We start from the raw sequence: 24,982 nt of genomic DNA on the forward strand, positions 1-24,982 counted from the left end.
GCGGGCACTGGCCGGCCTGCTGCCGACCGCGACCCTGCGGGCCGTGCCGGGGGACAACCACACCACCACCGCCGAGGTGCTCGCCCCCCAACTGCGAAACCTCGCCCAGCACCCCCAGCACCCCCAGCACCCCCAGTCCTACGGGCTCCCCCAGTCCCACCGGCTCCACGAGCTTCACCAGATGCCCGGGGAGGGTGAGGATGGCAAGGATCGTCGTCACCGAGTCCATCTCCCTCGACGGCGTGGCGGAGGCCCCCGGCGGTGAGGGCTTCAAGTACCGCAACTGGAGCTTTGAGTTCGACCGCGGCGCGGAGGGAGAGGCGTTCAAGGTCGATGAGGCGCTGGGGGCCGAGGCGCTGCTGATCGGCCGCCGGACTTATGAGTCCTTCGCCGGCGCCTGGCCCCACCAGGAAGGCCGGCTGGCCGACAAGTACAACAGCATGCCCAAGTACGTCATCTCCAGCACGCTCACCGACCCCGCATGGGCCAACACCCGCGTCCTGGGCGGTGAGGTGATCGAGGAGGTGCGCGGGTTGAAGCGGGCGCTGGAGGGGGAGATCCAGGTACCCGGCAGCATCCGGCTGGTGCAGGAGCTGCTCGGCGCCGACCTGGTCGATGAGATCCGCCTGATGACCTTCCCGGTCATCCTCGGCACAGGACGGCGCCTGTTCGGCCAGACCGCCGACAAGACCAGGTGGAAGCTGACCCGAGCCACCACGGTCGGCGAGGGCATCCTGATCACAATCTTCCAGCGGGCCGGCCGATGAGGCGGCCGGCCATCCACCCCGGCTGAGCTGTCGCCGCACAGCTTCGATGGACACCCCGGCGTTGCTGAGCTCGGTGGCGTGAGCGTGGCGGAGCCGGTGGATGCCGATCTTGGCTCCGGCGAGCTCGCGGTAGCGTCCCAGCGGTGGTGGGCGGCGTCGCAGGACAGCGGCCCACCGGATCCGTTCACGACGGCGCGGAACATCGGCCCGCTTGCGCTTGCGGGTCGAGGCCGCCGGGTCGGAGATGTTCGCGAGGTACGCGCGCACCGGGCGCGCGGTCAGCTCACCGATCTCCTCACCGTGATGGGCGGCGAACTGGAGCAGGTCCCGCGGTAGGCGCGACGGCGTCGCAGGGCTCAATCGCCTGCGACGAGGACGACGGAGACGGTGCGGCGGCGGGCGACCTGCGCGAGAGCAGGTATCCCGTCAGCGCGGCGAGCAGGCCGGCCAGGCCGGCCGCCGCGAAGCCGCCCGCCGGGGCGGACACGTCGATCGCCACTCCCACGACCGGGGAGCCGAGCGCGAACCCCGCGCCCGCCGTCGAGGCCTGCAGGCCGGTCGCCTCACCCCGCACGCTGGCCGGCGCCAGCCGGCTCACCGCGTCGGAGACCGTGGAGAGGGTCGGTGCGGTGAGCAGCCCGACACCGACGACGGCCACACACAGCCAAGGCCAGTCATGGGCGAGTCCGGCCGGAATCGTCACCAGCCCGAGCAGGCCGAGCAGCAGCCAGGTGGGCATCGGCCGGGGCAGCGCTCCGTACACCAGACCGCCCACGACGGACGTCACCCCGAACACGGCGACGACCACGGCCGCCCACGAGACCTGACCGGCTTCTTCGAGAGTGGCGACGATGGCCAGGTCGACGCCGCTGAGCAGCATGGCGACGCCGAACCCCATCGTCAGGACGGCCACCATGCGCGCTCCCAGCCACTCCCGTCGCCGGGGCCGGCCCGCCGCGTCGCCGTACGCCTCGTCCTCGGCCCGCAGCGGCGGGTTGAGCAGGGCGATCCCTGCCCCGCCCGCGACGATCGCGGCGCCCACGCCCCATGCCACCACGCCGGGGGACACCTTCGCCGCGCACAGGATCACCACCGCCGGGCCCACCATGTACGACAGCTCGCCTGCCACCGAATCCAGCGCGAACGCCGCCCGCCGCTGCCCCGCCGTCGTCATCGCGGCGATCGCCTGCCTGGTGACCGACTGAACCGGCACCATCAGCAGACCGGCGGCGAAGGAGGCGCCCAGCAAGATCACGTACGGCAGCGCGGGCACGCTCAGCCAGAACACGATCTGCGGGACAACCGTGGCCAGCAGCACGAAACGCAGGCCCCGCCGGTCGATCATCCGGCCCAGCAACGGCCCGCCCAGCGCGACACCGGCGGTGAGCGCCGCCGCCACGGCTCCCGCCGCCGCGTAGCTCATGCCGAGGGCAAGCACGACGTACATCGTCAGCGCCATCACGTCCGCCGTGATCGCGACACGAGCGAGCAGCGAAATGCCCAGCAGTGGCGCCATCCCCGGCACCGCGAGCACCTGTCGGAACCTGGTCACCGGTTTGACGCTAGATCCTCCGTAAGGCCATAGGAAGTCGTCAATTCAGTGGACCAGGCATAATGAGAGCTTATGCCCCGCGATCTCGAGACCGCGCTGCTGCGGTCGTTCGTCACCGCCGTGCGGGCGGGCAGCATCAGCCGTGCGGCGGCGGTGCTCGGCCATACCCAGCCCGCGCTCAGCCAGCAGTTGCGCAAGCTGGAGAGGGCCGTCGGCAGGCCGCTGCTGCACAGGGCGCCATCCGGCGTCTCGCCCACCCGGGCGGGAGAGGAACTGCTGCCCTACGCCGAGCGCATCCTCGCGCTGTCGGCACAGGCGCTCGCCGAAACGGGGCGTGCGCTCACCGGGCATTGCGGCGTGGGCCTCCTCGAGGATCTCGCCGTCTCCCGCCTTCCTCAGGCACTCGCCGACCTCGCGCGGCTGCACCCCGACGCGACGCTGGAGGTGCTCATCCTGTCCAGCGCGGCGATGCGGGAGGCCTACGACACGGGCCGTGTCCAGCTCGTGCTCGACGAGGTCCCGGGTCTTCCCTGGCCGCCGCGCTGGACGGTGCGTCTGCCGCTGGTCTGGGCGGTCGGGCAGGGTGTCGCCATCGACGCCGATCCGCTGCCGGTGGTGCTGTTCTCGAACACGTGCGCCTGGCGGACGGCGGTGCTGGAAACGCTGGAAGGCACCGGGCGCCGCTGGCGGGTGGCGTTCGAAAGCAACAGTCTCGCCGGCGTGCTCGCCGCGCTACGGGCCGGGCTCGGGGTCACGGCGCTCATGCCCGCCAACCTCGAGCCGGCCATGGCCTGCCACGACACGACCGCGTTGCCCGCTCTGCCGGACGTCGAACTCGGCCTCGCCCGCCACCCCGGCACCGAAGGCGATGCGCTCGTCGACGCCGTGGAGACCGCTCTGCGGCGGATGATCTGAGCCGCCCGCGGCATGACCGCTGTGGGAATGTGTATCTGATCTCCCTCACCATCCGGCACAGCAAACAGCCTCACCCGCCCGATAGAGGACGGGCGGGTGAGACTGTTCTCATCACTGACGAGCGCCCCGCCTGCCCCACGCTGGGGGTGCGGTGTGGGGCGGGGCAGGCGGGGCAACCTGGGTACACCGGTCCCACGAAATCCGGTGTTCTGGGTTCCTCTCCCTCGGAGACAGACCCAGTAGATCAGACAGCGACTTCACTACGGCTTCACCGCGGCTTCGCCCATACGACGAAGAAGCCCCGCCCCTCCCGAAGGAGGAGCGGGGCCTCGTCATGCCGGCCAGCATCTCCGTCACCGCCCGGAACAACGGAGAAGCCTCACCTGACCAGCAAAGGAGGGGCAGGTGAGGCTGTCTCACTCCCAGCCATTGCCCCACCTGCCCCACGCTTGAAGGGTGTGGTGCGAGGGCAGGCGGGGCGACCTGGGTATTCACCACTTGCGCCCAACCAGTAGACCAGACGGCGCCTTCACGACAGCTTCAGCGAACGGCGTAGCCCAGGCGTCCCTCGGTTCGCTGGCCTTCGCAGCCGGAGCTGCTGGAGACGAAGTGGTCGCCGTTGCCGGGGACGCGGCAGCGGTAGAGAGGGACGGTGCCGGAGACTTGCACGGTGTGGAGGTGGCCCACAGGGCCAAGCGGGCGCTGACCTTCACAGCCCGGATCGAGGCTGAGCATGTTGTGGCCGCCGACCTGGCATTCGTACAGCGGGACGGTTCCCGGCACCTGCGACCGGTGGAGCCTCCAGGTCGCTTCGGCGGTGAAGCCCGGCGGCAGCAGGCGTGAGGAGGCCCAGTGGCCGCGGGTGGGGTGGTTGCCGCGGGTGAGGACGGTGTACGGCAGGCGCTCGAAGCCGCAGGACAGCTGGGCCGGGGTCAGGTCGTTGCGGTTGGCCAGGGCCCAGGTGGCCCAGGCGGGCTTGGCGGTGCCGTCGGCGTTGCGCAGGCCCAGCGCCAGTCCCCCGGCGACCTCGTCGGGGTGGTCGCGCATGCGGTGGTAGACGTAGTTGACGATGCCGGGGGTGGCGAGCACGTTGCGGAAGGAGTCGCACACCGCGGTGGCCTGGCGCTGGGGCGAGGACGGGGTGAGGGAGTTGATGCCGCTCTCGGTGAGCTGGACCTGCGACCAGGCGGCCACCTGGTCGGGGAAGGTCGCGCGCAGCCAGCCCACCAGCACGCCGAGGTTGCCGTAGGTGACATACGGGTAGTCGTCGGCGGAGAAGGTGCCGCTGCGCAGGTCGCGTGGGTAGGGGTGGAAGGCGACCCGCCACTGTCTGCCGCCCGCCCGCTCCGCCAGCCCGCGCAGCACGCTCTGACCGGCCAGGGTGGCGTCGTCGGCCGAAGGCCGTTCCAGCTCGATGCCGAACTGGTGGTCCAGGGAGATGAGCACGGTGGCGGCGGGCTGCTCGGCGACGATGCGGTCGTAGGCGGCGTTGTAGTTCGCGGAGATCTCCTCCAGCCACCGCCGGGTGTCGCAGGGCGTGCCCTGCCCGCAGCCGACGTCGAACCAAACGTTGCTGTTGACCTCGTTGCCGATGACGAAGTCGGCGATCCGGCCGTGGCCGTGCAGCCCGTCGTAGCGCTGGGCGAGCATGCCGGCGAAGCGGGCGTAGTCCGCCGGGTCGGCCGGGGTGCAGAAGATGTCGAAGCCCGGGGCCGCCGGGGAGCACGGCTTGCCCGCCCGCGCCCAGGCCGGCGTGCCGTAGACGACGCCGGTGACGATCAGACCGCGCGCGCTCCAGTCGCGGATCTCGGCGTCCACGGACGCCGGCACGGCGAAGCAGCGGCCGTCGTACTCCTGCTCGCCCGCATCGCACGGCGCCTGCTTGCGCTGCGGCTCCCAGTGTGCCCACACCAGGTTGAGCGCCACCCCGCCGGTGTTGTTGCCGGCGATCTCGGCCTTGTCCGGCCAGGAATCGGCCTGGATGGACTTGATCCGGTAGGCGTCGCGTACCGGATACGGCAGCGCGGCGCCGTGCGTCCGCGCCTCGGCCGGCGTGAGAGCGGCCAGCACGAGCAGGACGGCTCCGAGGCACAGCTGCCATCGTGGTGTCTTCACGAAAACTCCTCGCTCCCAACTGGAGGCGTCGTGGCGGGATGACGGGAACGACGGCCGTGCCCCACCGATGAGTCGGTGGGGCACGGCCGCATCGCTACCTCAGTGACAGTGGATCGGCGTTCCCGCTACCAGCAACCGCCCGCTATGCCCGCTACTCCTCCGACGATGCTGGAGCCACCACCCACCTTGGCAGCCGTGACGGCGATGGCCGGGCCGGCGTAGGGGGCCGCCGCGATGGCAGCAGCTCCCGCCCCTATGGCGGTCACACCGGCTACGACCGCGAAACCACATGCCCTGAAGGCTTTCCAGTCCACCTTGGTCTTGACCGCCTGCGGGTCGCGAACGACGACATTTCCGTTCGTGTTCCTGTAGTGCAGGTAATCGAGGGCCCACTCCCCACCGAGTATCTCCGGCAGTTTGAAATACGCCATCTCCATGAAGACAAACTGGTTGACCCTCAGCTGTTTCACCTGGTAGCCCACCTCGCCGGCCATGTAGCTGTATGTGGTGACCCACTCGACTGTCCTCTTGTCCCTGCTGTAGCCGCCGACGTGGCCGCGCCTGCCGTCGGGGCCGTTCCAGTCGTGCTGCTGCGCGCGGCTGACCTGCCTGCGCTGCTGGGCCACCTTCCTCGGCAGCGCCTTGCAGTAGTCCCGGCCCCCCTCGCACCGTCTCCCGAAGTCCTTCAGGTGCGCGATGGAACGGGCGGCCCTGGGCTTGGGCCGCGGCTTCGGCCAGGACCTGAGCTTGGGCACGGGACGGGCGACGTGGACCTGGCCGCGGCTGTCGCTCTCGAAGTACTTCAGCCCGTCCGGGTCGGTCATGGTCGCGGGGCTGTTGTTGGCGTAGGCGTAGGCGTTCATCTGCTGCGGATCGAGCGCGTCGAGGATCGGGTCGGCGGAGACGAACCGTCCCGCCGCCGGGTCGTACTCGCGGACGCCCAGCCGGGTCAGGCCGGTCGCCGCGTTCGCCGTGCCGCCGACGAAGGCGCGGCTGCCGGCGGGCCAGTCGGCCGCCGAGCCCCGCGGGTTGCCGAACAGGTCCAGCCGCCGCACCGTCGCGGCCCGCGTGGTGGCGTTGACGGCCAGGTGGGAGGTGTTGTGGTGGTCGGCGATCGTCCAGGTGAGCCCGGCGGCGGTGCGGGTGCCGAGGCCGTCGTAGTAACGGGTCCCCGTGGTCGAGCCGGTCGCGGTGTTCAGCCGGACCTCGCCGCCCGGGAGGAACAGCGTCACCGTGCCGGGGTCGCGGCGGATGAGCTGCTTTCCCTGGGCGTCGTAGAGGTAGGAGGTGACCTTGTCGCCCGCGGTGACCGACTCCAGCAGTCCCTCGTCGTTCCACTTCAGGGTCTGGGTGCCGGTGGGACCCGGCCGCGTGGTCACGCTGCCCGTCTCGTCGTAGCCGTACTGCACGCTCGCCGAACCCGTCGTCACGGCCGTCACCGCGTGCGGCCGGACGACGCCGTCACCGGGCTCCGGGTAGGCGTAGGCGGTCACGACGTCGGCGGCGCCGCCCAGGCCCTTGACGGTCTTGGTGCGGCGGTTGCCGATGGCGTCATGGCCGTACTCGTGCCAGTAGGGCGCGGGGCCGCCGACGACCTGCGCGGACGGAGCGGCCGCGCAGGTGTCGGTGCTCTGGGTCCAGGCGGCCGTGATACGGCGCAGGTAGTCGTAGGTGTAGCACTGGGTGTCCTTCTCGAAGCCGGCGGTGCGGTCGGTGGTCCGGGTGACGTTGCCCGCCAGGTCGTAGCCGTAGGTGAGGCTGTTCACCATCATGCCGGCGCCGGTGGTGTCGCGTTCGGTCAGCACCTCGGTGACCCGCCGCGTGCCCGGCTCGTAATACGTCGTGCGCCACAGGAGCTTGTCCGGCATGCCGAGCTCCGACTGGGCGTGCTCCCCCAGCGCGTTGTACTCGGTGTCGGCGACATAGGTCTGCGCGCCCTTGACCGTGTCGAGACGGCCGTGGTCGTCATAGCCGTACACCAGCGTCTCGGCGGGCACGTCGTCGCCCAGCTTGGGCAGGAGGCTGGTCTTCACGCTGCCGTCGTCGGCGTAGGTGTTGGTCGTGGTGTAGGTGCCGGCGAGCTGCTTCTCGACCTCCGGGATGGTGATCGACGTGCCCTGCGGGCGTCCGCCCTCGTCGTAGCCGGTGACCTGCTCAACGTAGGCGTGGCCGTTCACATACCGGGTCGAGGACGTCAGGCCGCCCTTGGACAGGGTGTCGTAGACGTTCGTGGTCAGCGGCGTGGTCGGCGCCGAGGCCAGATGGGTCTGCTTCACGCGGCCGAGCTCGTCGTACACCGACACGACCGTCTTGCCGCGCGCGTCGGTGGTGGTCTGCAGCTGGCCGGCGTCGTCGTAGGTCATGGTCGACACGCCGCGGTCCGGGTCCTCGGCCTTGATCTTGCGGCCGAGGACGTCGTAGGTGTAGCGCCACACGTTGCCCGCCGCGTCGGTGATCTTGGCCAGCTCGCCCCGCTTGGTGTAGCCGTAGCGGGTGACGTCGGCCGGGCCGGACAACGTCCTGCCCTGCCACTGCACCAGCGCGGTCACGCGGCCGCGGGCGTCGATGTACTTGGTGGTCACGGTCTTGCCCAGCGGGGGGATCTCGCTGATCCAGTCGCCGCCGTAGGACGTCGTGGTGCGCCATCTCTCGCCCAGCTGGCCGAGCTCGTTGGCCGCCACGAAGATCTCCGCGGTTTTCCGTTCCGCGCCGTCGTAGGAGATGACCGTCGCGGCCGGCACCTTGCCGGCGTCCGGCACGAACAGCGTCGTCCCGGGGTCACCCGTGGTGTGGTACGCCGGGCGGGTCAGGTTGACGAGCCCGTGCGTGTCGTACAGCGTCTCGGTCACGATCCGTCCGCCGGCCGGGCTGGGTTCCTGCGTCTGCCTGGACCGGAGGAAGCCGTCGAACAGCTCGTACGACTCGACGTGGTTGCCGTTGGCCCGCAGGGTGCTGGTGAGCACCCAGTTCGGGCTGGTGCGGCTCAGGCCGTAGGAGTAGCGGATGTGCGGGCTGTCGCCGGCCGCGGCACTGCGGCCCGGCTTGTACACCTTAGTCAGGCGGCCGAGGGCGTCGTAGGTCAGCGAGGTCGTCCGGTTGTTGGCGTCGACCTCCTTGACGGGATAGCCCCAGGCCGGGTCGATGGTGGTGGTCACCACGTGTCCGGCCGGGTTGGTCACCTTGGTCTCGGTGGTCAGCCCGTTGGTCTCGGTGTACGCGGTGGCTGTGGTCCTCTTGAGGGCGTCCTGGGACTCCTTCAACCGTCCGTAGGCGTCGAAGGTGGAGGTGTTGCTCACCAGGTAGCCGGGGGTGCCGCCGGTGTACTCCTTGGCGACCTTGGTCTGGGTGACGTCCCCGGCCTCCGGCTTCACGCCGAAGTCCTGGCCGTCGTAGGCGAACAGGGTGTCGGAGATGGCGTCGTCCGGGTAGGAGGGGGTCTTGCCGCAGGCGACGCCCACGGTCTTGGACGCGCTAGGGAACTCGACCAGCATCTTGTCGAGGTTCTTCACGTACGTGGTGGTGGTGCACCGGTCGTCGTCCGCCGTCGCGACGTCGCCGAGGTCGTTGACCTGGGTGGCGTTGCCGTGCTCGTCGTAGGCGGTGTCCACCTGGGTGACGCGGTGGCTGCCGCTGGCCAGGCGCGTCCGGGTGACGGTGCGGGCGTTCTCCACCTGGTACGCCTGGAGGCTGCCCTGGGTGGCGGTGAGGCGCGTCCAGGGGTCGTGCAGCTCGGTGGTGACGTCGGTGGCGCCGTTGTAGACGATCTCCTCGCGGAGGAAGCCCGCCAGTGGCTTGTCGTCCTTGAGCCGCACGTTGGTGGAGTCGACGATCTCCGGGGTCTTCGTGCCGCCGGAGGGGCCGAGGCGGTCGCCGTACATGCCGCGGAAGAACAGGAACTGGGTCTTGGCCTGCGGCTTGTTGCCGTCGTTGGCGGGATCGCCCTTGCGGACCACCACCTTCTCGTATCCGCGCCAGTCCGCCCAGGTGCGGTACTGCTCGCCGATCAGCGGGTCGTCGGTGTACGCCCAGGCGGCGCCGCCGACGTAGTCGTACCAGGTGACCACGTCCTTGGTGTCGGTCGCCAGGTCGTCCTCGACCACCTTGGACACCACGTACTTGTGGAACCAGTCGTTGACCGGCTCGGTCGCGGGCGGCATCGTCCACCGCACCGGGAAGCAGCGTTTGCCGTTGGACTCCGGCGCCGGCAGGGCGCCCGGCGCGCAGTCCGGCTGCGCGTAGGTGACGTTGATCGCTCCACCGGACTCGGAGGTGACGGTGGTGACGCGGCGCTTGTAGAGCTTCGGCAGGCCGTCCGTCTCGGCGTCGACGCGGTTGGGCAGCGTCGTGCCGTCGAACGTCACCGGCGGCAGCGTGACCTGGGTGGCGGCGGCCAGGCCGGTGCGGGTGATGCTGTTGAGCCACAGTGACGGGGTGGTGGAGTCGCCGGTCGCCGGGTAGGCGTGCGAGAACTCCCACTGGTCCACGCCGCGGTAGGACCCGCCCCCGGTCGAGATCCGCGTGGTCACCTTCGCCAGGCGTTTGGTGGACCAGAACGTCGGCGAGTACTTGGTCCCGCAGGGGGCCGCCGCGCAGTCCTGGTCCCAGGGGACGTCCGGCCACGAGGTGGTGTTGTGCGTGGCGCAGTTCTGGCCGGGCACGCACCGGTCCGCGGTGTCGAACACCACCTGGGCCGGAGCCGGGCCGGAGTACTCGGCGCCGGCGCGGGTGCCGTAGTCGATCCGCCGCAGGGTGCCGCCGCGCACGTACGTCCCCGTGGTCGCGCCCATGTTCTGGGCGTACCGGTTGGTCTCCGGCGCGTAGAAGTAGCTCATCGAGTTGCCGTGCGCGTCGACCACGTAGTCCAGGTTCCAGCGGTAGGCCTGCTGGCACGCCGAGGCGGCGAACGTGGCCGCGTGGCACGGCTCGTCGGGGGCGTCCCCGTTGGAGTCGTTGCCGTACACCGGCACGGTCCACGTCGACTGGGTGGTCTCGCGGCCCGACGTCCAGTTCGGCAGGCGGTTCAGACCGAAGAAGTACTGCGTGCCGTCCGTCGTGGTGACCTTCCAGTACTCGCCGTTGTCGTCGCCGTTGGCCTGGGGGTCGCTGCGGAACAGGTGCTCGATGCGGGTGCCGTCGTCGTGCTCGGGCCGCCACACGTCGTTCTGGAAGACCAGCCGGCCGGAGTGCTCGCCGAACGACAGCGTGGCGTTCTCGGTCTCCCAGCACAGGTCGCCGGTCTTGGTCTGGCCGTTGTTCCCGCCGAGATCCTCCGCGCAGCTCTTGTACGACCGCTCGATGAACCCGGGCGACAGGTTCCACCCCTCACCCAGCCAGGACGCCTGGTTGTTCGTCGAGACGGTGCGCCCGTCCACGGCGCTCGAGGAGTAGGAGGCCACCAGCGTCGGGGCCAGTTCCCCGGGCACCGGCGGGGTGTCCATCTCGTACGCCCAGGTGAACTCGCCTCCCTGGGTGGAGAGCTGCCATTTGCCGGACGGCGCCAGCGAGGTGGCCTTGTAGTCGCCGGTCGCTCCTGCGGCCGACGCCGTCAGCGCGAACGTGCTCGCCGCGTCGCCGACCGACACCTCGGCCGACAACTCGCCCGCCTTCAGGTCGTTGCGCAGGGCCGTGACCGGCGCGGCGCCGCCCTGCGGCACCAGCTGCAGCCGCGAGGCCCAGTCGCCGCCGTAGGCGTCCCGGAAGGCCGAGTAGTCCACCGTCACGGTCACCGGACCGGGCTCGGCCTTGCCGTCCGCGCGCCGTACCGAGAGCAGCAGGCCCTCCACGCCCGCCCGGGCGGCGGCGCCCCGGTCGAGCACCTCGACCTTCACCCGCTCCGGCCCCGGCTGCTTCGCCGCCGCCACCCAGACCGGCAGCGACCCGGCCTGGGCCCTGCCTCCCGCGGCGGACCGGTCCGCGGCGGCGGGCAGCGCGACCTCCGCGGCGCCCGCGGCCGGCCAGTCGGTCTTCGGCTCAGGCCGCCGGTCCGATGCCGCCTCGGCGTCGCGCCGGGCGGCCGGAGGCGCGAAGTCCTCGCCGGGAACCGGCTCGATCTTGTCCGGTTCGCTCGGCTTGGCGGGCGCCAGCGCGGCCGTCGCCGCCAGGACCATGTCAGGGGAAGTCCCGGCGGGCGTGCCCGCGAGCAACACGACGAATAAGCAGCTGAAGGCCGTGACGGGCCACAGCCGCCGGCGATGACGGCGCATGATGCTGATCCCTTTCCTGCGTCACAATCTGATGGCCACGAATCCGAGGGAGCGGTCGAGCGTCTGGCCCTCGCAGTGGCGGTCACGTGTGTCGAAGAGGTCGCCCGAGGGGGTCCGGCAGCGGAACAGTTCGGCGCCGGTCGTGCCCGGCATCCCCGGCACGTCCTGGGGCGGGGCGGTCCAGATGTAGCCGATCGTCTTCACCGTCGTCTGGCCCTCGCAGCCGGGGTCGGTGGAGGTGAAGATGTCGACGCCGTTGCGGCACATGAGCAAGGCGGTGGTGCCGGGCAGCTGGACCATCGGCACGGTGCCGATGTTGCCCTCCGGGCGGTAGTGCGCCTCCACCCGCGAGCCGGAGGTGGCGTGGTCGTGGGGATGCCCGGTCGTCACGTGCCTGACCAGATGCCGGTAGGCGCGGGTGTGGCCGAGCGGGCCCTCCGTCTTCATGCCCTCGCAGCCGGGGTCGGTGGAGGCGAAGTGGCCCCCGCCGTTGGGGATGACGCATCGGTAGATCCGCAGCGTGGGCACGCCCTCGGGCGGCGTGCTGTACAGCTTGCCGATGCTGCCGAGGTTGGCGTAGGGGCCCTCGGCCTGGCAGTCGAAGCTGAGGAAGTAATCGGTCGCGCCGTTACGGCAGGAGTACACCGGCACGGTGTTCGGCGCGTCCGCCGGAGCCGGCAGGCCGAGGGAGAACTCGAAGTGCGAGCCGGGCGGCACCTGCCCGGTCGTCACGATGTGCCGGCCGACGAGGTTGTAGAACCGGCCGAGCTGCCCGCCGTAGTGGTTGGTGTTCCTGGTGACCGGTTCGGCCCCGTACTCGTCGCGGATCTGGTCCGCGGTGCGGACGCCGGTCCAGGCGTGCACGTCGTCGATCGCCCCGGCGAAGGGCGTCGCCGGCGCGCCGCTCGCCTTGCCGCGGCCGATCTGGAAGACGCCCGTGGCGTTCACTTTGGCCGTGGCCGTCTTCTCGCCCACGAAGGCGCCGTCGACGTAGAGGCGGATCTTCTGGTCCGCCGCGTCGTACACCCCGGCCAGATGCGTCCACTCCCCCTCCTGCGCGGTGGTGGTCGAGTCCACGCTGATGGTCAGCTGGCTGTCGGTTTCCGACGCCGGCAGCGCGAACGACCACTTGCGGGTGTCGCCCCGGTAGCGCAGCTGGAAGCCGCTCCCCTGGGAGCCGTCCTGGCTCAGGACGGTGCGCCACTGGGCGTCGGCCGCGTCCAGCCTGACCCGGGCGGTGACGGTGAAGCTCGCGTCCGTGCGCACAGCCGGACCGCTGGTGGAGAGCGTCGCGGCGGTCCCGTCGAACAGCACCGCCCCGGTCCCCACCCTGCCGGCGGTCCAGGAGCCGGCGCTGCCCAGCGTGCCCAGGCGGTAGTTGCCCGACACGTCCTGCGCCGTCGCGCCCGTCCCCTCGTCCAGCGGCAGGAACAGCTCCTCGGCCGCCGGAGTGCCGGCCAGGTCGTGGATCTCCTCGGCGGAGAGGACCCGGCTGTAGATCCGCACTTCGTCCAGCGCGCCCGGCCAGTAGTCCGCCGGCCCACCCGCCGACCGGGCCCGGCCGAGCTGCACCGACCCGGTCGCCTTCCACGGCGTGGTGTGGCCGGCGGAGGCGCCGGCCACGCCGTCGACGTAGATCTTGACCTGCTGGGTGGCGGCGTCGTACACGCCGACCAGATGGGTCCACCGGCCCGCCACGGCCGGCGTCGCCGACTCGGCGGTACGGCTCGCGGCCGAGCCGGCGTCGGACGCCCGCATCCGGAAGGTCCACTTCTTGCCGGCCGCGTCGTACCCCAGGGCGAACCCGCTGACCTGGGAGCCGTCCTGGCTCACCGCGACCCGGGAGACGGCGTCCAGCCGGTCGAGCTTCACCCAGGCAGCGACGGTGAACGACTTGTCGGTCTCCACGGTGGGACCGCCGGCGGTGTTGACGTGCCCGGCGGCGCCGTCCAGCCACAGCGCGTCGCCGTGCCGGCCGATGCGCCAGCGCGCCGCCGTGCCCAGGGCGACGGTGCCGTCATGGCCGTTGGGCGAGTCGTCGACGACCGCCGTCTCGTCGTAGCCCTCCAGCTTCCAGTGCCCCTTCGGGGGCGTGCCGCGCCCGACCCAGAAGTGGTAACGGTACTCGGGACCCGCGTTGCCGGCGCGGTCGACGCTGCGGACGTACAGGTCCATCGGGCCGTCCTCAGGCGGCGTGACCAGCACGTTCGCGGTGCCGGAGCTGCTCGCGGCGACGCGCTTGAAGGTGTCCGGGTGGCCGTACAGGTAGTACTCGAACGCCGCCACGTCGGTGACGCCGTCGGCGTTGAGCGCGAACCCTCCCGTGAAGCCGACCGCGCCACCCCGCGGGCAGGGGTCGTAGTCGGGCGGCGGGCACTCGGGATAGGTGGACGAGCTGACCTTCGGCGTCCTGTCCGGCCCCGTCCTGTCGATCGTGACGTCGCACCACGGGCCCCACGGCCCGAAGTCGACGCCGTCCGTGCCGCGTACCCGGTAGGCCAGCCGCGCCCCGTCGGGGGCGTTCGCCGCCGGCACGTCGGCGGTGAAGGTGGCGCCGGACTGCTTCCCTCCGGTGGTGACCGTGCCGAGCAGCGGGCCGAACCGCGTGTACCACTCGAAGTTGGCCGACACCAGCCCACCGTCGGGGTCGGAGATCTTCGCCGCCATCTGCGGCCCCCGCAGGCCCAGGTTGGGGTCGTTGTCGATGTGGGGATTGACGCGAGGCTCGTTCGGCTCCACGGCGCACTGCACGCCCTCCACCGTCTGGGCGGTGGGCACGCCGGGGTAGGAGTTGTACGTGACCTCCAGGGTCGGGGTGGTGGCGAACTTCTTCCAGGCGTAGGCGTCGCCCTCGTTGCCGGCCTTGAGCATGATCGCCACAGTGCCGCCGTACCGCGTGAGCCCGTTCGTGACGGCCGCGGCGGCCGGGAACCCGAGCGACTTGCCCGGGCAGGCGGAGCTGTAGCCGTAGGCGACGGTGTGCGTGTACAGGTAGACCGCGTTCGGGTACGGCTGGTTGCTCCAGGTCGTCCCCGAGTTGACGGGACTCGTCCCGTACGCCACCACGTCGCGCGGGTAGACGCACGACGGCGCGTAGGTCTCGAAGGCGTTGAACTCCGCGCCGAGGATGTGCTTGCCGGCCAGGGCCGCCGCGTCGAACTGGAAGTACGACCGGGCCACGCCGATGCCGTTGCAGTAGGACCACCCGCAGTATCCGACCTTGGCCACGTTGTCCCCGTCGCCGCCCCAATAGGGATCGCCGGGATGGCCGGAGAGCACCATGGCGAACCCGGTCCGGGTCGCCGGGAAGCCCGCCATGATCTCCACCGGGAACGTCGTCGCGGAGTCGGTCAGCGCCTTGCGGTCCGGCCGCAGCACCAGCCGGTCCTCGTCCAGAGCGAAGCGGTCCACCGCCTTGGGCGCCTCCGCCGGGGCCGCGTCCCGCGTGACCGCCGCTCCGGTGCCGAGGACCAGCGTGCCCTTCTCGTCGTAGAAGCCGGCGACGTCGTCCTCGTCGCGGCGTGCCCGCGCGCCCTTGGCGTCCACGTCCAGCGCCAGCTCGGCCAGCTTCGGGTGCTCCGCCGCGGCCCTGTCCTTGACCACCAGCGTCTGGGTGAAGCCCTGCGCGCTCGCCGTCATCCGCAGATCCACTCCGGGCAGGACCTCCGGATAGGTCGCGGAGGCCCCGTCCAGCACCGGCTCCGGCAACGCCTCCGGCCAGCGCAGCTCCACCTGCGACGAGCCCCGGGCGAGCCGTACCAGGGGCTGGTCCCCGCCCCCGGAGAAGACCACCGGAACCGTGGTCGCGACCGGCTCCACCCCGCCGTCGGCGCGCTTGCGCAGGGTCGGGTCGACCGGTACCCAGCCCGAGTCACGCCGGACACGTACCGGGACGGCCCGCAGCTCCGCCGTGAACGTCCCGTCCGGGTTGGCGTAGACGTCCTGCGTCTCGCCCTGCTCGGACGTCACCGCGACCCGCTTGCCGGTCCGTTTCGCCTCACCGGCCGCCCAGGATGCCGATCCCACCGGATCGTCGCTCGCCGAAGCCGGGGAACGGTCCACCGCTGCCGCGACGCCGGGCGGACCCACCATCGGCAACAGTCCACAGAACGTGGCCGTCGCCACGACGAAAGCGCCAAGGTGACGCCACACGGTGCCTCCATAAATAACCAGCCGGACATCCCCGCCGACCTGATTTCCGTGACGCAGACGATCGGCAGCGCGCAGCCGCGGAACCGATCGCTGGAAGGGCCGTCGCAGGAGCTACCGGAGGTGTTCCTGCGACGGGAGTGACTGAATTCAAGCCAGGCTCAGTGTCGGGATCCGGGCGCGGCCGAGCCAGGGCAGGCGGCGGACACTTGGAGGACAATCCGCTCGCCTCCGGGTGCGTCCGCGGAAGCGGTGTAGGAGTTCGCCGGTGACAGGTGTGGCGTCCGTGATCGGCCGGTGGGGCGGCGGCCGGGAGGTCAACGTGAGCGGGCGCGACGCTTGGTGACGGTGCCTGCCGCGGCGATGCGGTCAGCGATCTCCGCCCGGGGTGTGCCCACGGCGAGCAGCGTCCACAGCAGTATGCGGGCCTTGAGCGGGTTCAGAGTCCCGGCGCTGATGAGTCCCCGGCCGAGCAGGTCGCTCTCGGAGCCGGCGAAGCCATAGGTGGAGGACAGCACCGTGCCCGCTCCGGTGCGGCTGGCGAGGACGACCGGCATCCGGCTCGCAAGAGCGGCCAGTCGTGGAACCACCGAGGCGGGCACATGGCCGGCGCCCATCGCCGCCACGACCAGCCCATCGGCCTTCTCGCCCACGGCGTCGAGCAGTTCTCCCTCGTCCCCCAGGCAGGTGACCACGAGGGGCACGGTCGGCGAACGCGCGGGCAGCCCGGCATCGAGGACGAAGCGTACGGCGGGCTTGGCCAAGAGGCGCAGCTGTCCCTCGGCCACGTAACCCATCGGGCCCCAGGGCTCGGAGCTGAAGGCATGGACCCTGTGCGTGTGCGTCTTGGCGACGTAGCGGGCCGCGTGCACCTCATCGGCGAGCGTGACGAGGCAGCCAAGGGAGCGGGCGTCCGGGCTGCTCGCGACCTGGAGCGCCGCCAGCAGGTTGGCGGGGCCGTCGCTTCCCGGCGCGGACGACGTCCGCATGGCTCCCGTGACCACAAGCGGTTCATCCCGGCCGTGGAGGAGATCCAGCAGGTACGAGGTCTCCTCCAGGGTGTCGGTCCCCTGGACCACGACCGCTGCGTCCGCACCCCCGTCAAGCCCGGCTCGTACGGCTGCCGCGAGCCGTACGACATCCCGCATCCGCAAGGACGCGCTCGGCACGTTCATGAGGTCATGGACCTCCAGATCGAGCCACTCGCCCACGCCCGGCACCGCGGCGAGCAGGCCGTCTGCCCCGAGAGCCGGGACCGCTCCTTCCCGCTGGGCGTGCTCCGCCATGGCGATGGTGCCGCCCAGGCAGAACACGGCGATGCGCGGTCTCATGGCCGGCCGAGCAAGGCCAGAGCCGCACGGGCGAGCGCGTGCGTGGCGACAGGCAGGGCACGTTCGTCTATGTCGAAGCGCGGATGATGGTGCGGGTACGGCTCGCCCGCGGAGGGGTCGCTGATCCCGACGCGGAAGTAGCAGCCGGGAACCTCGCGCAGGAACCGCCCCATGTCATCGGAGGCCGTGCCGGGCTCGGCGGGCACGACCGTGCCGGCGGGGAGCGACGCCGCCAGCGCTTCGTGGACGGTTCCGGTGACATCCGGGTCGCACATGACGGCCGGGCAATGCGCGCCCATGGAGAAGTCCAGCTCGGTCCGCCCCGCGGACGCTATCACCCGTGCCGTGTGCTCCATCTCGGCCAGGAGCCAGCGCCGGTCGTCTTCGTCCATCGTCCGCACGGTCCCCGCGAGCTCCGCGACCTCGGGCACCACGTTGGGCGCGGTGCCGGCGTGGATCTGGCCGACGGTGGCGACCGCCCGTGCGCGCAACCGCGGGCTGCAGGGGATCGCCTGCAGTTCGAGCAGGATGCGGGCGGCGACGGCGATGGGATCGACGGTGTCGCGCGGATCGCCCGCGTGTCCTCCCTTCCCTCTCACGAGGATCCGGAGCTCGTCGCTGCTCGCCCACTGCACGCCGGGACCGATGCCGACGACTCCCGTCGGCAGCCCGGCCTGCAAATGCAGGCCCACCGCGTAATCGACGGACCGGAGCGCGCCCTCCTCGATCATCCGCTCGGCGCCCGCGTCGATCTCCTCGGCCGGCTGGAAGCACATCCGCACGCGGCCGGTCCAATGTGGACGCAACCTCGCCAGGACCTCGGCGACGCCCAGCGCCACCGCCACGTGTCCGTCATGACCGCACGCGTGCATGACCCCCGGCATCGTGGAGCGATGAGGGCGATCGTCTTCGCCCTCGTCGATGGGAAGCGCATCCATGTCCGCGCGTACCAGCACCGTGGGGCCCGGCCCGGTACCGGTCAGGTCGGCCAGGACACCCGTGCCGCCGATGCCGGTACGGACCCGGAGGCCGAGTTCCCTGCAGTGGCCGGCGACCAGCGCCGCGGTGCGGACCTCCTGGAAGGCCAGCTCGGGGTGGGCGTGGAGATGCCGCCGGATGCGCAGCACCTTGTCCCGCACGCGGGTGACCTCCGGGCGAAGAGCTTCCCCGAGCGGGCGCTCCCTGTGGTGTGTCTGGAACATGACCGCCTCCTGGCTGGTCAAAGAACGATGATTCCCTCCGGGGAGCGCGGCGACAGCCGCTCGAACCCGGTGGCGGCGAGGAGGTGCTCCTCCTCGACGACGAAGTTGATCCCCCCGTGCACCACGGCGGGCTCGATGCAGATCGTGAAGCCCTCCTCGAGGGGGGTGGAGTCGGCGGGGTGGAGGGAGGGAGGTTCCGGCACGTGCAGGCCGATCCCGTGACCGAACCGGCCGAAGCCGACGGTGTGGGGCGCGATGTCCATGGCAGCCGCCATCACCGTGCCGAGCCGCCCCGCCGTGCACCCGGGTTTCCCCTCGGCCACGGCGGCGTCGAGCCCTGCTCGCGCCCGCGCGTACCCGTCGCGCTCGGCCGGCCGTACGGGCCGCGCCGCGTATGTCCGGCAGTAGTCCGACCAGTACCCGTCGACGATGGGGGCGCCGTCGACATAGAGCAGCTCGTCGGCGTCCCAGGTCCGGTCGGTGGGGCCGCCGAACAGCCCGCGGTCCGGTCCGGCCACGACGCCGAAGGGGCCCACCTCGTGCGCGCCGGCTTCGAGCTGGGCAATGCTGAAGAGTTTGGCGATCTCCCGCTCGGTCATGCCCGGTCGTAGCTGTTCCCGGAGCAGGTCGTGAGCCCTGTCCAGGATCGCGCTCGCCTGCCGCATGCGGTCCAGTTCCCAGTCGCTCTTGCGCAGCCGCAGCCGCCAGATCAGCTCGGAGGCGTCCAGCACCCGATCGGCCAGACTCGGGATGAGGGCGGTCATCTGCCCGATGGGCGGCCAGGCCGCGCCGAGCCCGTCCACGGCGACGACGCCGGGACCGGCTTCCTCGATCATCTCGCTCAGCACCTTGGCGGCGTGCGGGGCGAACTGGATGCGCCCGTCGGGAAGCCCCGTCCCCGGGGCCACCGGCCACAGCTCCACATAGGACCAGACGTCCGCGCCGGGTATCCGCAGGCGTGCCGAGTCCACCTCGGTCTCGGCGGCCAGCACCATGAGGCGCCCGCCGGCGGTGAGCACGGCGACGACTGGACGGCTGTACATCTTCCACGTCAACGTCGTGTAGCCGGTCAGGTACGTCACGCTTTGGTCGCGGACGGCCACGAGGCACGAGGCCCCGATCTCGGCCAGTTCCGCGGTGATGAGCGCGTGCCGCCGCCGGAGCTCCCCATCGAGCCCGGCCGGAGCGAATGCCGCTGTGGTTCCCATGATCAGTTGCTCCTTGCTGCGCTGGCTGGAACGGGATCGTGCGCACCCTCCGTGGCGAACAGAAGGACCGTGGAGTCCGGGCCGATGCCCAGCAGCCGCCTGTGCACGCCGGCGTGCTCACCGGCGAGAAGCTCGCCCGCGGCTCCGACCCCGGCCCCCGAGCAGGGCCCGACCGCGACGCCCTGGTCCGCCATCGTCCGTGTGCCCGTCATGGCCAGGTCGTCCTCGATGGCGACGGCGGCGTCCAGGCCACGGCTCAGGGTCGGCCAGGCGACGTAGGACGGCGATCCGCAGTTCAGGCCGGTCATCATGGATTTATGCGGCCCGGGGATCGTCACGAGTCTGTCCGCGGCCAGCGAGGCCATCACGCATGCCGCCTGAGCCGGTTCGACCCCGACGATGCGAGGACCGCCCGTTGCGGCGCGGAAGTGCCGGATCACCGCCGCGGCGAACGACCCGACGCCGACCTGGACGAGAACCAGGTCGGGTGCGCCACAGCCGGCCTCGGCGAGCTGCTCATCGATCTCCCACAGGATGGTGGAGTAGCCGTCGATCACCGCCGCGGGGACGCGTTCGTAGCCCGGCCAGGACGTGTCGGACACCAGCACGTGATCCTTCCGCGCGGCCTCAACAGCCGACTGCGAAACCGCGTCGTCATAGGTTCCCGGCACGCAGACGACCTCCGCCCCTTCGGCGAGGATGGCGTCCACCCGGTGCTCTGCCGCGCTCTCCGGGATGAGCACCCGTGCTCGCAGGCCGATGAGCCGGGCGATTCTGGCCAGCGCGTGCCCGTGGTTGCCCTCGGTGGCGGTGAGCAGTGTGACCTCCGGCAGCGCCCCGGCCAGGGGGGCCAGGCCGTACTCCGGTCGCCACCACGAGGGAAGCACCGGGCGCAACGCTTCGATGACGGCCCACGAGGCGCCCATGATCTTGAAGGAGGGCAGGCCCAGGCGGGAGGTCTCCACCTTGACATGCACCTGTCCCACGCCCCAGCGTGCCGCCAGTTCGGGCTGCGCGAGCAGAGGGGTTCTGGCGTCGCCGCCAAGCGCCCGGTGGAACCTGCGGGGCGCCCGGGGCCGGCTCGCGGTGTGGAGCTGCCGGGGGCCGGAGGGGTACAGAACTCTCATCGCTCTCATCACGTCGCGCTCACCGGCCGGCGGGTCGCGGGCTCCCGGTGGGTGCCGTGTCCTTCGTCGGACAGGATCACCGCGCAGTCCTCGGCCTGCCAGCAGACGTCCACCGGGTCTCCGGGGTGCACGCCGGAGGGCCGGTCGGCAGGCTCCTTGACGAGCATCCGCCGCCGCGGGTCGATCTCCACTTCGATCCGCCGTGCGGAGCCCATGTAATGCACGCTGGCGACGACGCCGCTCAGCCTCTGGCAGGACGGCTGCGCCGCCTCGCCGTAGACGAGCACCCGGGCGCGCTCGGGCCGCAGGACGACAGCGGCCCCACGACCGGCGCTGGACGCGCCGCAGCCCGGAACGCGCAGCTCTCGCCCGTCGTCCAGGCGCACCGATGTGCCTGACGCCGCGAGCGTCCCGTGGAAGACGTTGGAGTCGCCGACGAACTCGGCGACGAACGTCGTGGCGGGCCGCTCGTACAGGTCCTCCGCCGTCCCCACCTGCTCGATGCGCCCATCCTTGAAGACCGCGATGCGGTCGGAGAGCAGCAACGCCTCGTCCTGGTCGTGGGTGACGTAGACGAAGGTGATGCCGAGCTCGTCGTGGATGCGCTTGATCTCGAACTGGAGGGTTTCCCGCAGGCGCTTGTCCAGGGCGCCGAGCGGCTCGTCCATGAGCAGCACGGGCGGGCGATACACCAGGGCCCGGGCGAGTGCCACCCGTTGCTGCTGCCCGCCCGACAGCTGGGCAGGGCGCCGGCGCTCCATCCCCTGCAACTGGACCAGCCCGAGCGCCGCGCTCACCCGCTCACGTCGGACATTCGCCGGGACCTTGCGCTGCTTGAGCGGGTAGGCCACGTTCTGCTCCACCGTCATGTGCGGGAAGAGCGCGTAGTTCTGGAACACCATGCCGATCCCCCTCTTGTGGCAGGGGACGCGTGAGATCTCCCGGCCGCCCATGAAGATCTCGCCGGCGGACGGCTGGACGAAGCCCGCGATCATGTTGAGCGTCGTGGTCTTCCCCGAGCCCGACGGCCCCAGGAAGGTCATGAACTCGCCCGGGGCGATGTCGAGCGTGATCATGTCGACGGCCACCTGCCCGCCGTACTCCTTGCGGACCGATCGGAGCGACAAGGCCATCCCGGGCTCCTGCGCGGCTCTGTCAAGCGCCACGTGTCGTCATCTCCTTCGCCCCCATCCTGAAGCCGACCAGGATGAGCGTCGTCGTGAGGAAAAGGATCATGGTGGACGCCGCGGCGATCGTCGGGTCGAGCACCTGGGTCACGGCGTTGAACATCAGCACGGGCAGCGTCTGCAGGTCCGGCGAGGTGAGGAAGATCGACAGGACCACCTCGTCGAACGACCAGATGAAGGCGAACACCGCGCCGGAGAGCACGCCGGGGGCGATGAGTGGCAGCGTCACCTGCCGCAGCACCGTGACGGGTGGCGCGCCCAAGCTCGCCGCCGCCTGCTCCAGACCGCGGTCGTGCCGGGCCAGACTGGCCGACACGGGCTGGACGACGAGCGGGATCGCCGTCACCGAGTGCGCCAGGATGAGGCCGGTGAACGTCCCGACCAGGTCCCACCGGAGGAACACGTAATAGACGCCGAGCCCCAGCAGGATGATCGGCACGATGGACGGCGTGAGGAGAAGCGCGGCGGCGAGCCCCTTCCCCCGGACGCGGGCGCGGTCCAGGGCGAGGGCCGCGACGGTGCCGACCGCGGTGGCGATCACCGAGGTGCTCGCCGCTATCACCAGGGAGTTGCGCAGCGCGTCCAGCCATCGCTGATCGGTGAAGAAGTTCACGTACCACCTGAGGGACGGCGACTCGGTGGGAACGGCGAAGGACCGGACCGGCGTGAAGCTCACCGGCACCGCCACCAGGGTGGGGAGGACCAGCCACACCCCGATCAGAAAGCAGACGGCGGCCAGCAGGACCCTGCCCGGCCGGGCTCTCCTCATTTGGCACCTCCCGCGAGGGCGGGCCGGGCCCGCGACGCGACGCGCACCAGCCCGAGAATGATCAGGGCGGTGGCCAGGAGGATGAACCCCATGGCCGCGCCGTACCCCCACTTGCCGAGCTGCGTGATCTCGGTGTACATGAGCTGCGACAGCATGGCGTTGGACGGCGAGCCCAGCAGCTGCGGGGTGATGAAGAAGCCGAGAGAGACGACGAAGGTGATGGACATGCCCGCCGCCACACCGGGCAGCGACAGGGGGAAGTAGATCCGGGCGAATGCGCTGACCGGTTTCGCTCCGCAGCTTTCCGCCGCCCGCAGCAGGCGGCGGTCGATCTTCTGCATCACCGCGTACATCGGCAGGACCGCGAAGGGCAGCATCACCTGCGCCATCCCGATCGTGACCCCCGTCGTGTTGCGGACCAGCTCGAGCCGCCCGACGCCGAGCGCCGCCAGCGTGTCGTTGATGACGCCGTTGTCCTGGAGCAGCACGAGCCAGGAGAAGGTCCGCACCATCAGGCTCGTCCAGAAGGGGATCAGGACCACCGCGAGCAGGAGGCTGCGGGTGCGGCGCGACACCACCGTCATCAGGTACGCGTACGGATATCCCAGAACGAAGCAGGTCAGGCAGACGATCGCGGAGGTGAGGAACGTACGTCCGAGCACATTGCGGAAGACCTGCGACCGTAGGAGATCCGTGTAATTGCCCACTCCCGGGACCGGGTCCTGCAAGCTGGCGACCAGCAGCCTGGCGAGCGGGTACACGAAGCACAGCGCGAGAAGGACCAGAGCGGGCAGCAGCAGGAGCAGCCACGGGGCGGAGCTGTCACCTCGCACGCGCGGAGCGGGCGAGCCGGGCCGGCGCTCGGCCTGGAGCGTAGCCGTCATGGGTGCGTCATCCCTGGAACATCGCTTGCCAACGCCGGGTCACCTCGTCGGCGTTCTGCGCCCACCATCGCTGATCCTGCACATGGACTCCCTCGGCCACCTTGGGGTTGGTCTCGGGCAGGAACTCCTGCAAGGGCGCGGGGAGGCCGGTCAGGACGGCCTTCTTGTTGGACGGCGAGTAGGGGATGAGGCTCGTCAGCTTCGCCTGGCGTGCCGGGTCGAGCATGTAGTCGACCAGCTTCATGGCCGCCTTCGGATCGCGAACCCCCTTGGGCACGACGAGCGTGTCGTAGATCAGGAAGGCCTCGCCGTACGCGGGGGCGAAACCGGCGCCCTGCTCGGCGATGGCGGCATAGGCCCGCCCGTTCCACGCGTGGATCATCGCGACCTCGCCTGCCGTCATGAGCTGCGTCGACTCGGCGCCGCTCGCCCAGAAGACGAGGTCCTTCCTGATGGTCGCGATCTTCTTGAACGCGCGATCCAGATCCAGCGGGTACAGGGCGTCGGGCGACACCCCGTCCGCCACCAGGGCGCATTCGATGAGCGGGTTCGGCACGGCGCTGTCTCTGACGGCTCGCTTACCGGGGAACTTCGCGGTGTCGAAGAAGTCGCGGCACCCGACGGGCTTGTCGGGGCCGGGGTAGGCCTCCTTGTTGTAGTAGATCGCCGTGGAGTAGGTGAGCAACGGCGCACCGCATTCACCCTGGATGAGCGCCGGATCGATGTCGGACAGGTCGACCAGGGTGCGGTCCAGCGGCAGGAGGGTCTTGCCGCACTCCTGGATCTCCCAGTACCCCTCCGCGGGAGTGACGTCGATGGTGACCTTGCCCGCGCCGACCATCGTCTTGATCTTCGCGTAGCTCAGGGTCGGGTCGTTGTGTACGGCGATGCCGGTGTCCTTCGCGAACGGCTTGAGGAACGCCTCATCGAGAGCGTCCAGGTACGCGCCGCCCCCGGACATGAACGTGAGGCTCCCGGCGGACTGCCGTGGCTGGTCGGCGGTGCCGCAGCCGCCGAGGACGACTGCGGACGCCAGTGTCCCCGCCAGGGCGAGACGAAGTGCGTTTCCGGTGGTTTTCATCGTGGCCTCCCCTCAGGGCCTGCCGGTCGTGCTCGGGGGGCCCAGCTGTGCCGGGTCGCCCCATGCGTGCCATCGCTCGACCTGGACGATCGCGGTCACGCATTCGAGCTCGCGCTTGGGATAGGGCTTGGCCCAGTAGCGCATGGACAGTCGGTCGAGATCGGCCAGGTCGCGGTCTTCGCGAAGCCGGATGACCTTGCCGAGCAGTGAGACGTGGTCGTACCAGGAGTCGCCGAGGATCGTCAGCGAGATTCGCGGGTCGTTCCTGACGTTTCTGGCGCGCGGGCCGGTGGCGACCATGCTGAGCATGAGGCAACTGCCGTCCCAGTCGTACCAGGTCGCCGTGGTGGAGGGGGCACCGTCCGGCCGGACCGTGCCGACGATCGCAGGTCGCGGCGCGCTGATGAAGGCCGCTATTTCGGAGGGAACCGGTGCTTTGGGCATGTGGAGACCTCCCTGGGAGGCAGCCGCCGAGCGCCTACTTCCTGGACA

The 24,982-nt window shown here is 70.9% G+C and carries 16 protein-coding genes; 2 read left to right on the plus strand and 14 right to left on the minus strand.

Annotated features, from left to right (window positions below):
- Positions 1-220, minus strand: a 220-nt coding sequence (locus BSB02_RS41695) for a hypothetical protein (protein WP_206185014.1), incomplete at its 3' end; no start/stop codon positions are given.
- Here BSB02_RS41695 and BSB02_RS32650 point away from each other — a divergent pair.
- Positions 201-767: a dihydrofolate reductase family protein gene (locus BSB02_RS32650; protein ID WP_084964843.1), complete on the plus strand. Its 567-nt coding sequence runs from the start codon at positions 201-203 to the stop codon at positions 765-767. The genes BSB02_RS41695 and BSB02_RS32650 overlap by 20 nt on opposite strands.
- 295 nt (positions 768-1,062) lie before the next feature.
- Here the strand turns inward: BSB02_RS32650 and BSB02_RS32660 are convergent, their stop codons facing one another.
- Positions 1,063-2,319 (minus strand): MFS transporter, encoded by a 1,257-nt coding sequence (locus BSB02_RS32660; RefSeq protein ID WP_084964844.1) that lies wholly within the window; start codon positions 2,317-2,319, stop codon positions 1,063-1,065.
- Positions 2,320-2,391: 72 nt separating this feature from the next.
- Between BSB02_RS32660 and BSB02_RS32665 the strand changes: the two genes are divergently transcribed.
- Positions 2,392-3,234 (plus strand): LysR family transcriptional regulator, encoded by an 843-nt coding sequence (locus BSB02_RS32665; protein ID WP_084964845.1) that lies wholly within the window; start codon positions 2,392-2,394, stop codon positions 3,232-3,234.
- A 540-nt stretch (positions 3,235-3,774) separates the two neighbouring features.
- Here the strand turns inward: BSB02_RS32665 and BSB02_RS32670 are convergent.
- From BSB02_RS32670 to BSB02_RS32725, 12 genes are all read right to left on the minus strand, one after another.
- The gene (locus BSB02_RS32670) at positions 3,775-5,349 is read right to left on the minus strand and encodes a DUF5722 domain-containing protein (RefSeq protein ID WP_206185015.1); all 1,575 of its coding nucleotides are present in this window, start codon (positions 5,347-5,349) and stop codon (positions 3,775-3,777) included.
- Positions 5,350-5,474: 125 nt separating this feature from the next.
- Positions 5,475-11,552: an RHS repeat-associated core domain-containing protein gene (locus BSB02_RS32675; protein ID WP_143591435.1), complete on the minus strand. Its 6,078-nt coding sequence runs from the start codon at positions 11,550-11,552 to the stop codon at positions 5,475-5,477.
- A gap of 21 nt (positions 11,553-11,573) precedes the next feature.
- A complete protein-coding gene (locus tag BSB02_RS32680) occupies positions 11,574-15,521 on the minus strand; it encodes a LamG-like jellyroll fold domain-containing protein (RefSeq protein ID WP_143591437.1) in 3,948 nt (1,315 codons plus the stop codon).
- 497 nt (positions 15,522-16,018) lie between these two features.
- Positions 16,019-17,032, minus strand: a complete 1,014-nt coding sequence (locus tag BSB02_RS32685; protein ID WP_084964848.1) for an asparaginase — start codon at positions 17,030-17,032, stop codon at positions 16,019-16,021.
- Positions 17,029-18,234 carry a M20 metallopeptidase family protein gene (locus BSB02_RS32690; protein ID WP_143591439.1) on the minus strand — a complete coding sequence of 402 codons (1,206 nt, stop codon included), beginning with the start codon at positions 18,232-18,234 and terminating at the stop codon, positions 17,029-17,031. Before BSB02_RS32690 ends, BSB02_RS32685 begins: the two co-directional genes overlap by 4 nt.
- Before the next feature lie 17 nt (positions 18,235-18,251).
- Positions 18,252-19,442: a M24 family metallopeptidase gene (locus BSB02_RS32695; protein ID WP_084964850.1), complete on the minus strand. Its 1,191-nt coding sequence runs from the start codon at positions 19,440-19,442 to the stop codon at positions 18,252-18,254.
- Between the two features lie 2 nt (positions 19,443-19,444).
- Positions 19,445-20,569 carry a diaminopropionate ammonia-lyase gene (locus BSB02_RS32700; protein WP_158088795.1) on the minus strand — a complete coding sequence of 375 codons (1,125 nt, stop codon included), beginning with the start codon at positions 20,567-20,569 and terminating at the stop codon, positions 19,445-19,447.
- An 8-nt stretch (positions 20,570-20,577) separates the two neighbouring features.
- Positions 20,578-21,735 (minus strand): ABC transporter ATP-binding protein, encoded by a 1,158-nt coding sequence (locus tag BSB02_RS32705; protein WP_206185016.1) that lies wholly within the window; start codon positions 21,733-21,735, stop codon positions 20,578-20,580.
- Positions 21,725-22,525 (minus strand): ABC transporter permease, encoded by an 801-nt coding sequence (locus BSB02_RS32710; RefSeq protein ID WP_084964853.1) that lies wholly within the window; start codon positions 22,523-22,525, stop codon positions 21,725-21,727. The genes BSB02_RS32705 and BSB02_RS32710 overlap by 11 nt, the downstream gene beginning before the upstream one ends.
- A complete protein-coding gene (locus BSB02_RS32715) occupies positions 22,522-23,409 on the minus strand; it encodes an ABC transporter permease (protein WP_084964854.1) in 888 nt (295 codons plus the stop codon). Before BSB02_RS32715 ends, BSB02_RS32710 begins: the two co-directional genes overlap by 4 nt.
- A gap of 7 nt (positions 23,410-23,416) precedes the next feature.
- Complete coding sequence (locus tag BSB02_RS32720) at positions 23,417-24,490, minus strand: ABC transporter substrate-binding protein (RefSeq protein WP_084964855.1); 1,074 nt, start codon at positions 24,488-24,490, stop codon at positions 23,417-23,419.
- Between the two features lie 12 nt (positions 24,491-24,502).
- The gene (locus BSB02_RS32725) at positions 24,503-24,934 is read right to left on the minus strand and encodes a pyridoxamine 5'-phosphate oxidase family protein (RefSeq protein WP_084964856.1); all 432 of its coding nucleotides are present in this window, start codon (positions 24,932-24,934) and stop codon (positions 24,503-24,505) included.
- Between the last annotated feature and the right edge of the window lie 48 nt (positions 24,935-24,982).

It is taken from the genome of Thermoactinospora rubra, from assembly GCF_002093975.1.
Taxonomy (GTDB): domain Bacteria; phylum Actinomycetota; class Actinomycetes; order Streptosporangiales; family Streptosporangiaceae; genus Nonomuraea; species Nonomuraea rubra_A.

Bases quoted from the DNA above. Each gene is read 5' to 3' on its own strand.
- BSB02_RS32675 (WP_143591435.1), bottom strand. From the start codon at position 11,552: ATGCGCCGTCATCGCCGGCGGCTGTGGCCCGTCACGGCCTTCAGCTGC.
- BSB02_RS32715 (WP_084964854.1), bottom strand. From the start codon at position 23,409: ATGACGGCTACGCTCCAGGCCGAGCGCCGGCCCGGCTCGCCCGCTCCG.
- BSB02_RS32690 (WP_143591439.1), bottom strand. From the start codon at position 18,234: ATGTTCCAGACACACCACAGGGAGCGCCCGCTCGGGGAAGCTCTTCGC.
- BSB02_RS32685 (WP_084964848.1), bottom strand. From the start codon at position 17,032: ATGAGACCGCGCATCGCCGTGTTCTGCCTGGGCGGCACCATCGCCATG.
- BSB02_RS32665 (WP_084964845.1), top strand. From the start codon at position 2,392: ATGCCCCGCGATCTCGAGACCGCGCTGCTGCGGTCGTTCGTCACCGCC.
- BSB02_RS32650 (WP_084964843.1), top strand. From the start codon at position 201: ATGGCAAGGATCGTCGTCACCGAGTCCATCTCCCTCGACGGCGTGGCG.
- BSB02_RS32725 (WP_084964856.1), bottom strand. From the start codon at position 24,934: ATGCCCAAAGCACCGGTTCCCTCCGAAATAGCGGCCTTCATCAGCGCG.
- BSB02_RS32695 (WP_084964850.1), bottom strand. From the start codon at position 19,442: ATGGGAACCACAGCGGCATTCGCTCCGGCCGGGCTCGATGGGGAGCTC.
- BSB02_RS32710 (WP_084964853.1), bottom strand. From the start codon at position 22,525: ATGAGGAGAGCCCGGCCGGGCAGGGTCCTGCTGGCCGCCGTCTGCTTT.
- BSB02_RS32700 (WP_158088795.1), bottom strand. From the start codon at position 20,569: ATGAGAGTTCTGTACCCCTCCGGCCCCCGGCAGCTCCACACCGCGAGC.
- BSB02_RS32720 (WP_084964855.1), bottom strand. From the start codon at position 24,490: ATGAAAACCACCGGAAACGCACTTCGTCTCGCCCTGGCGGGGACACTG.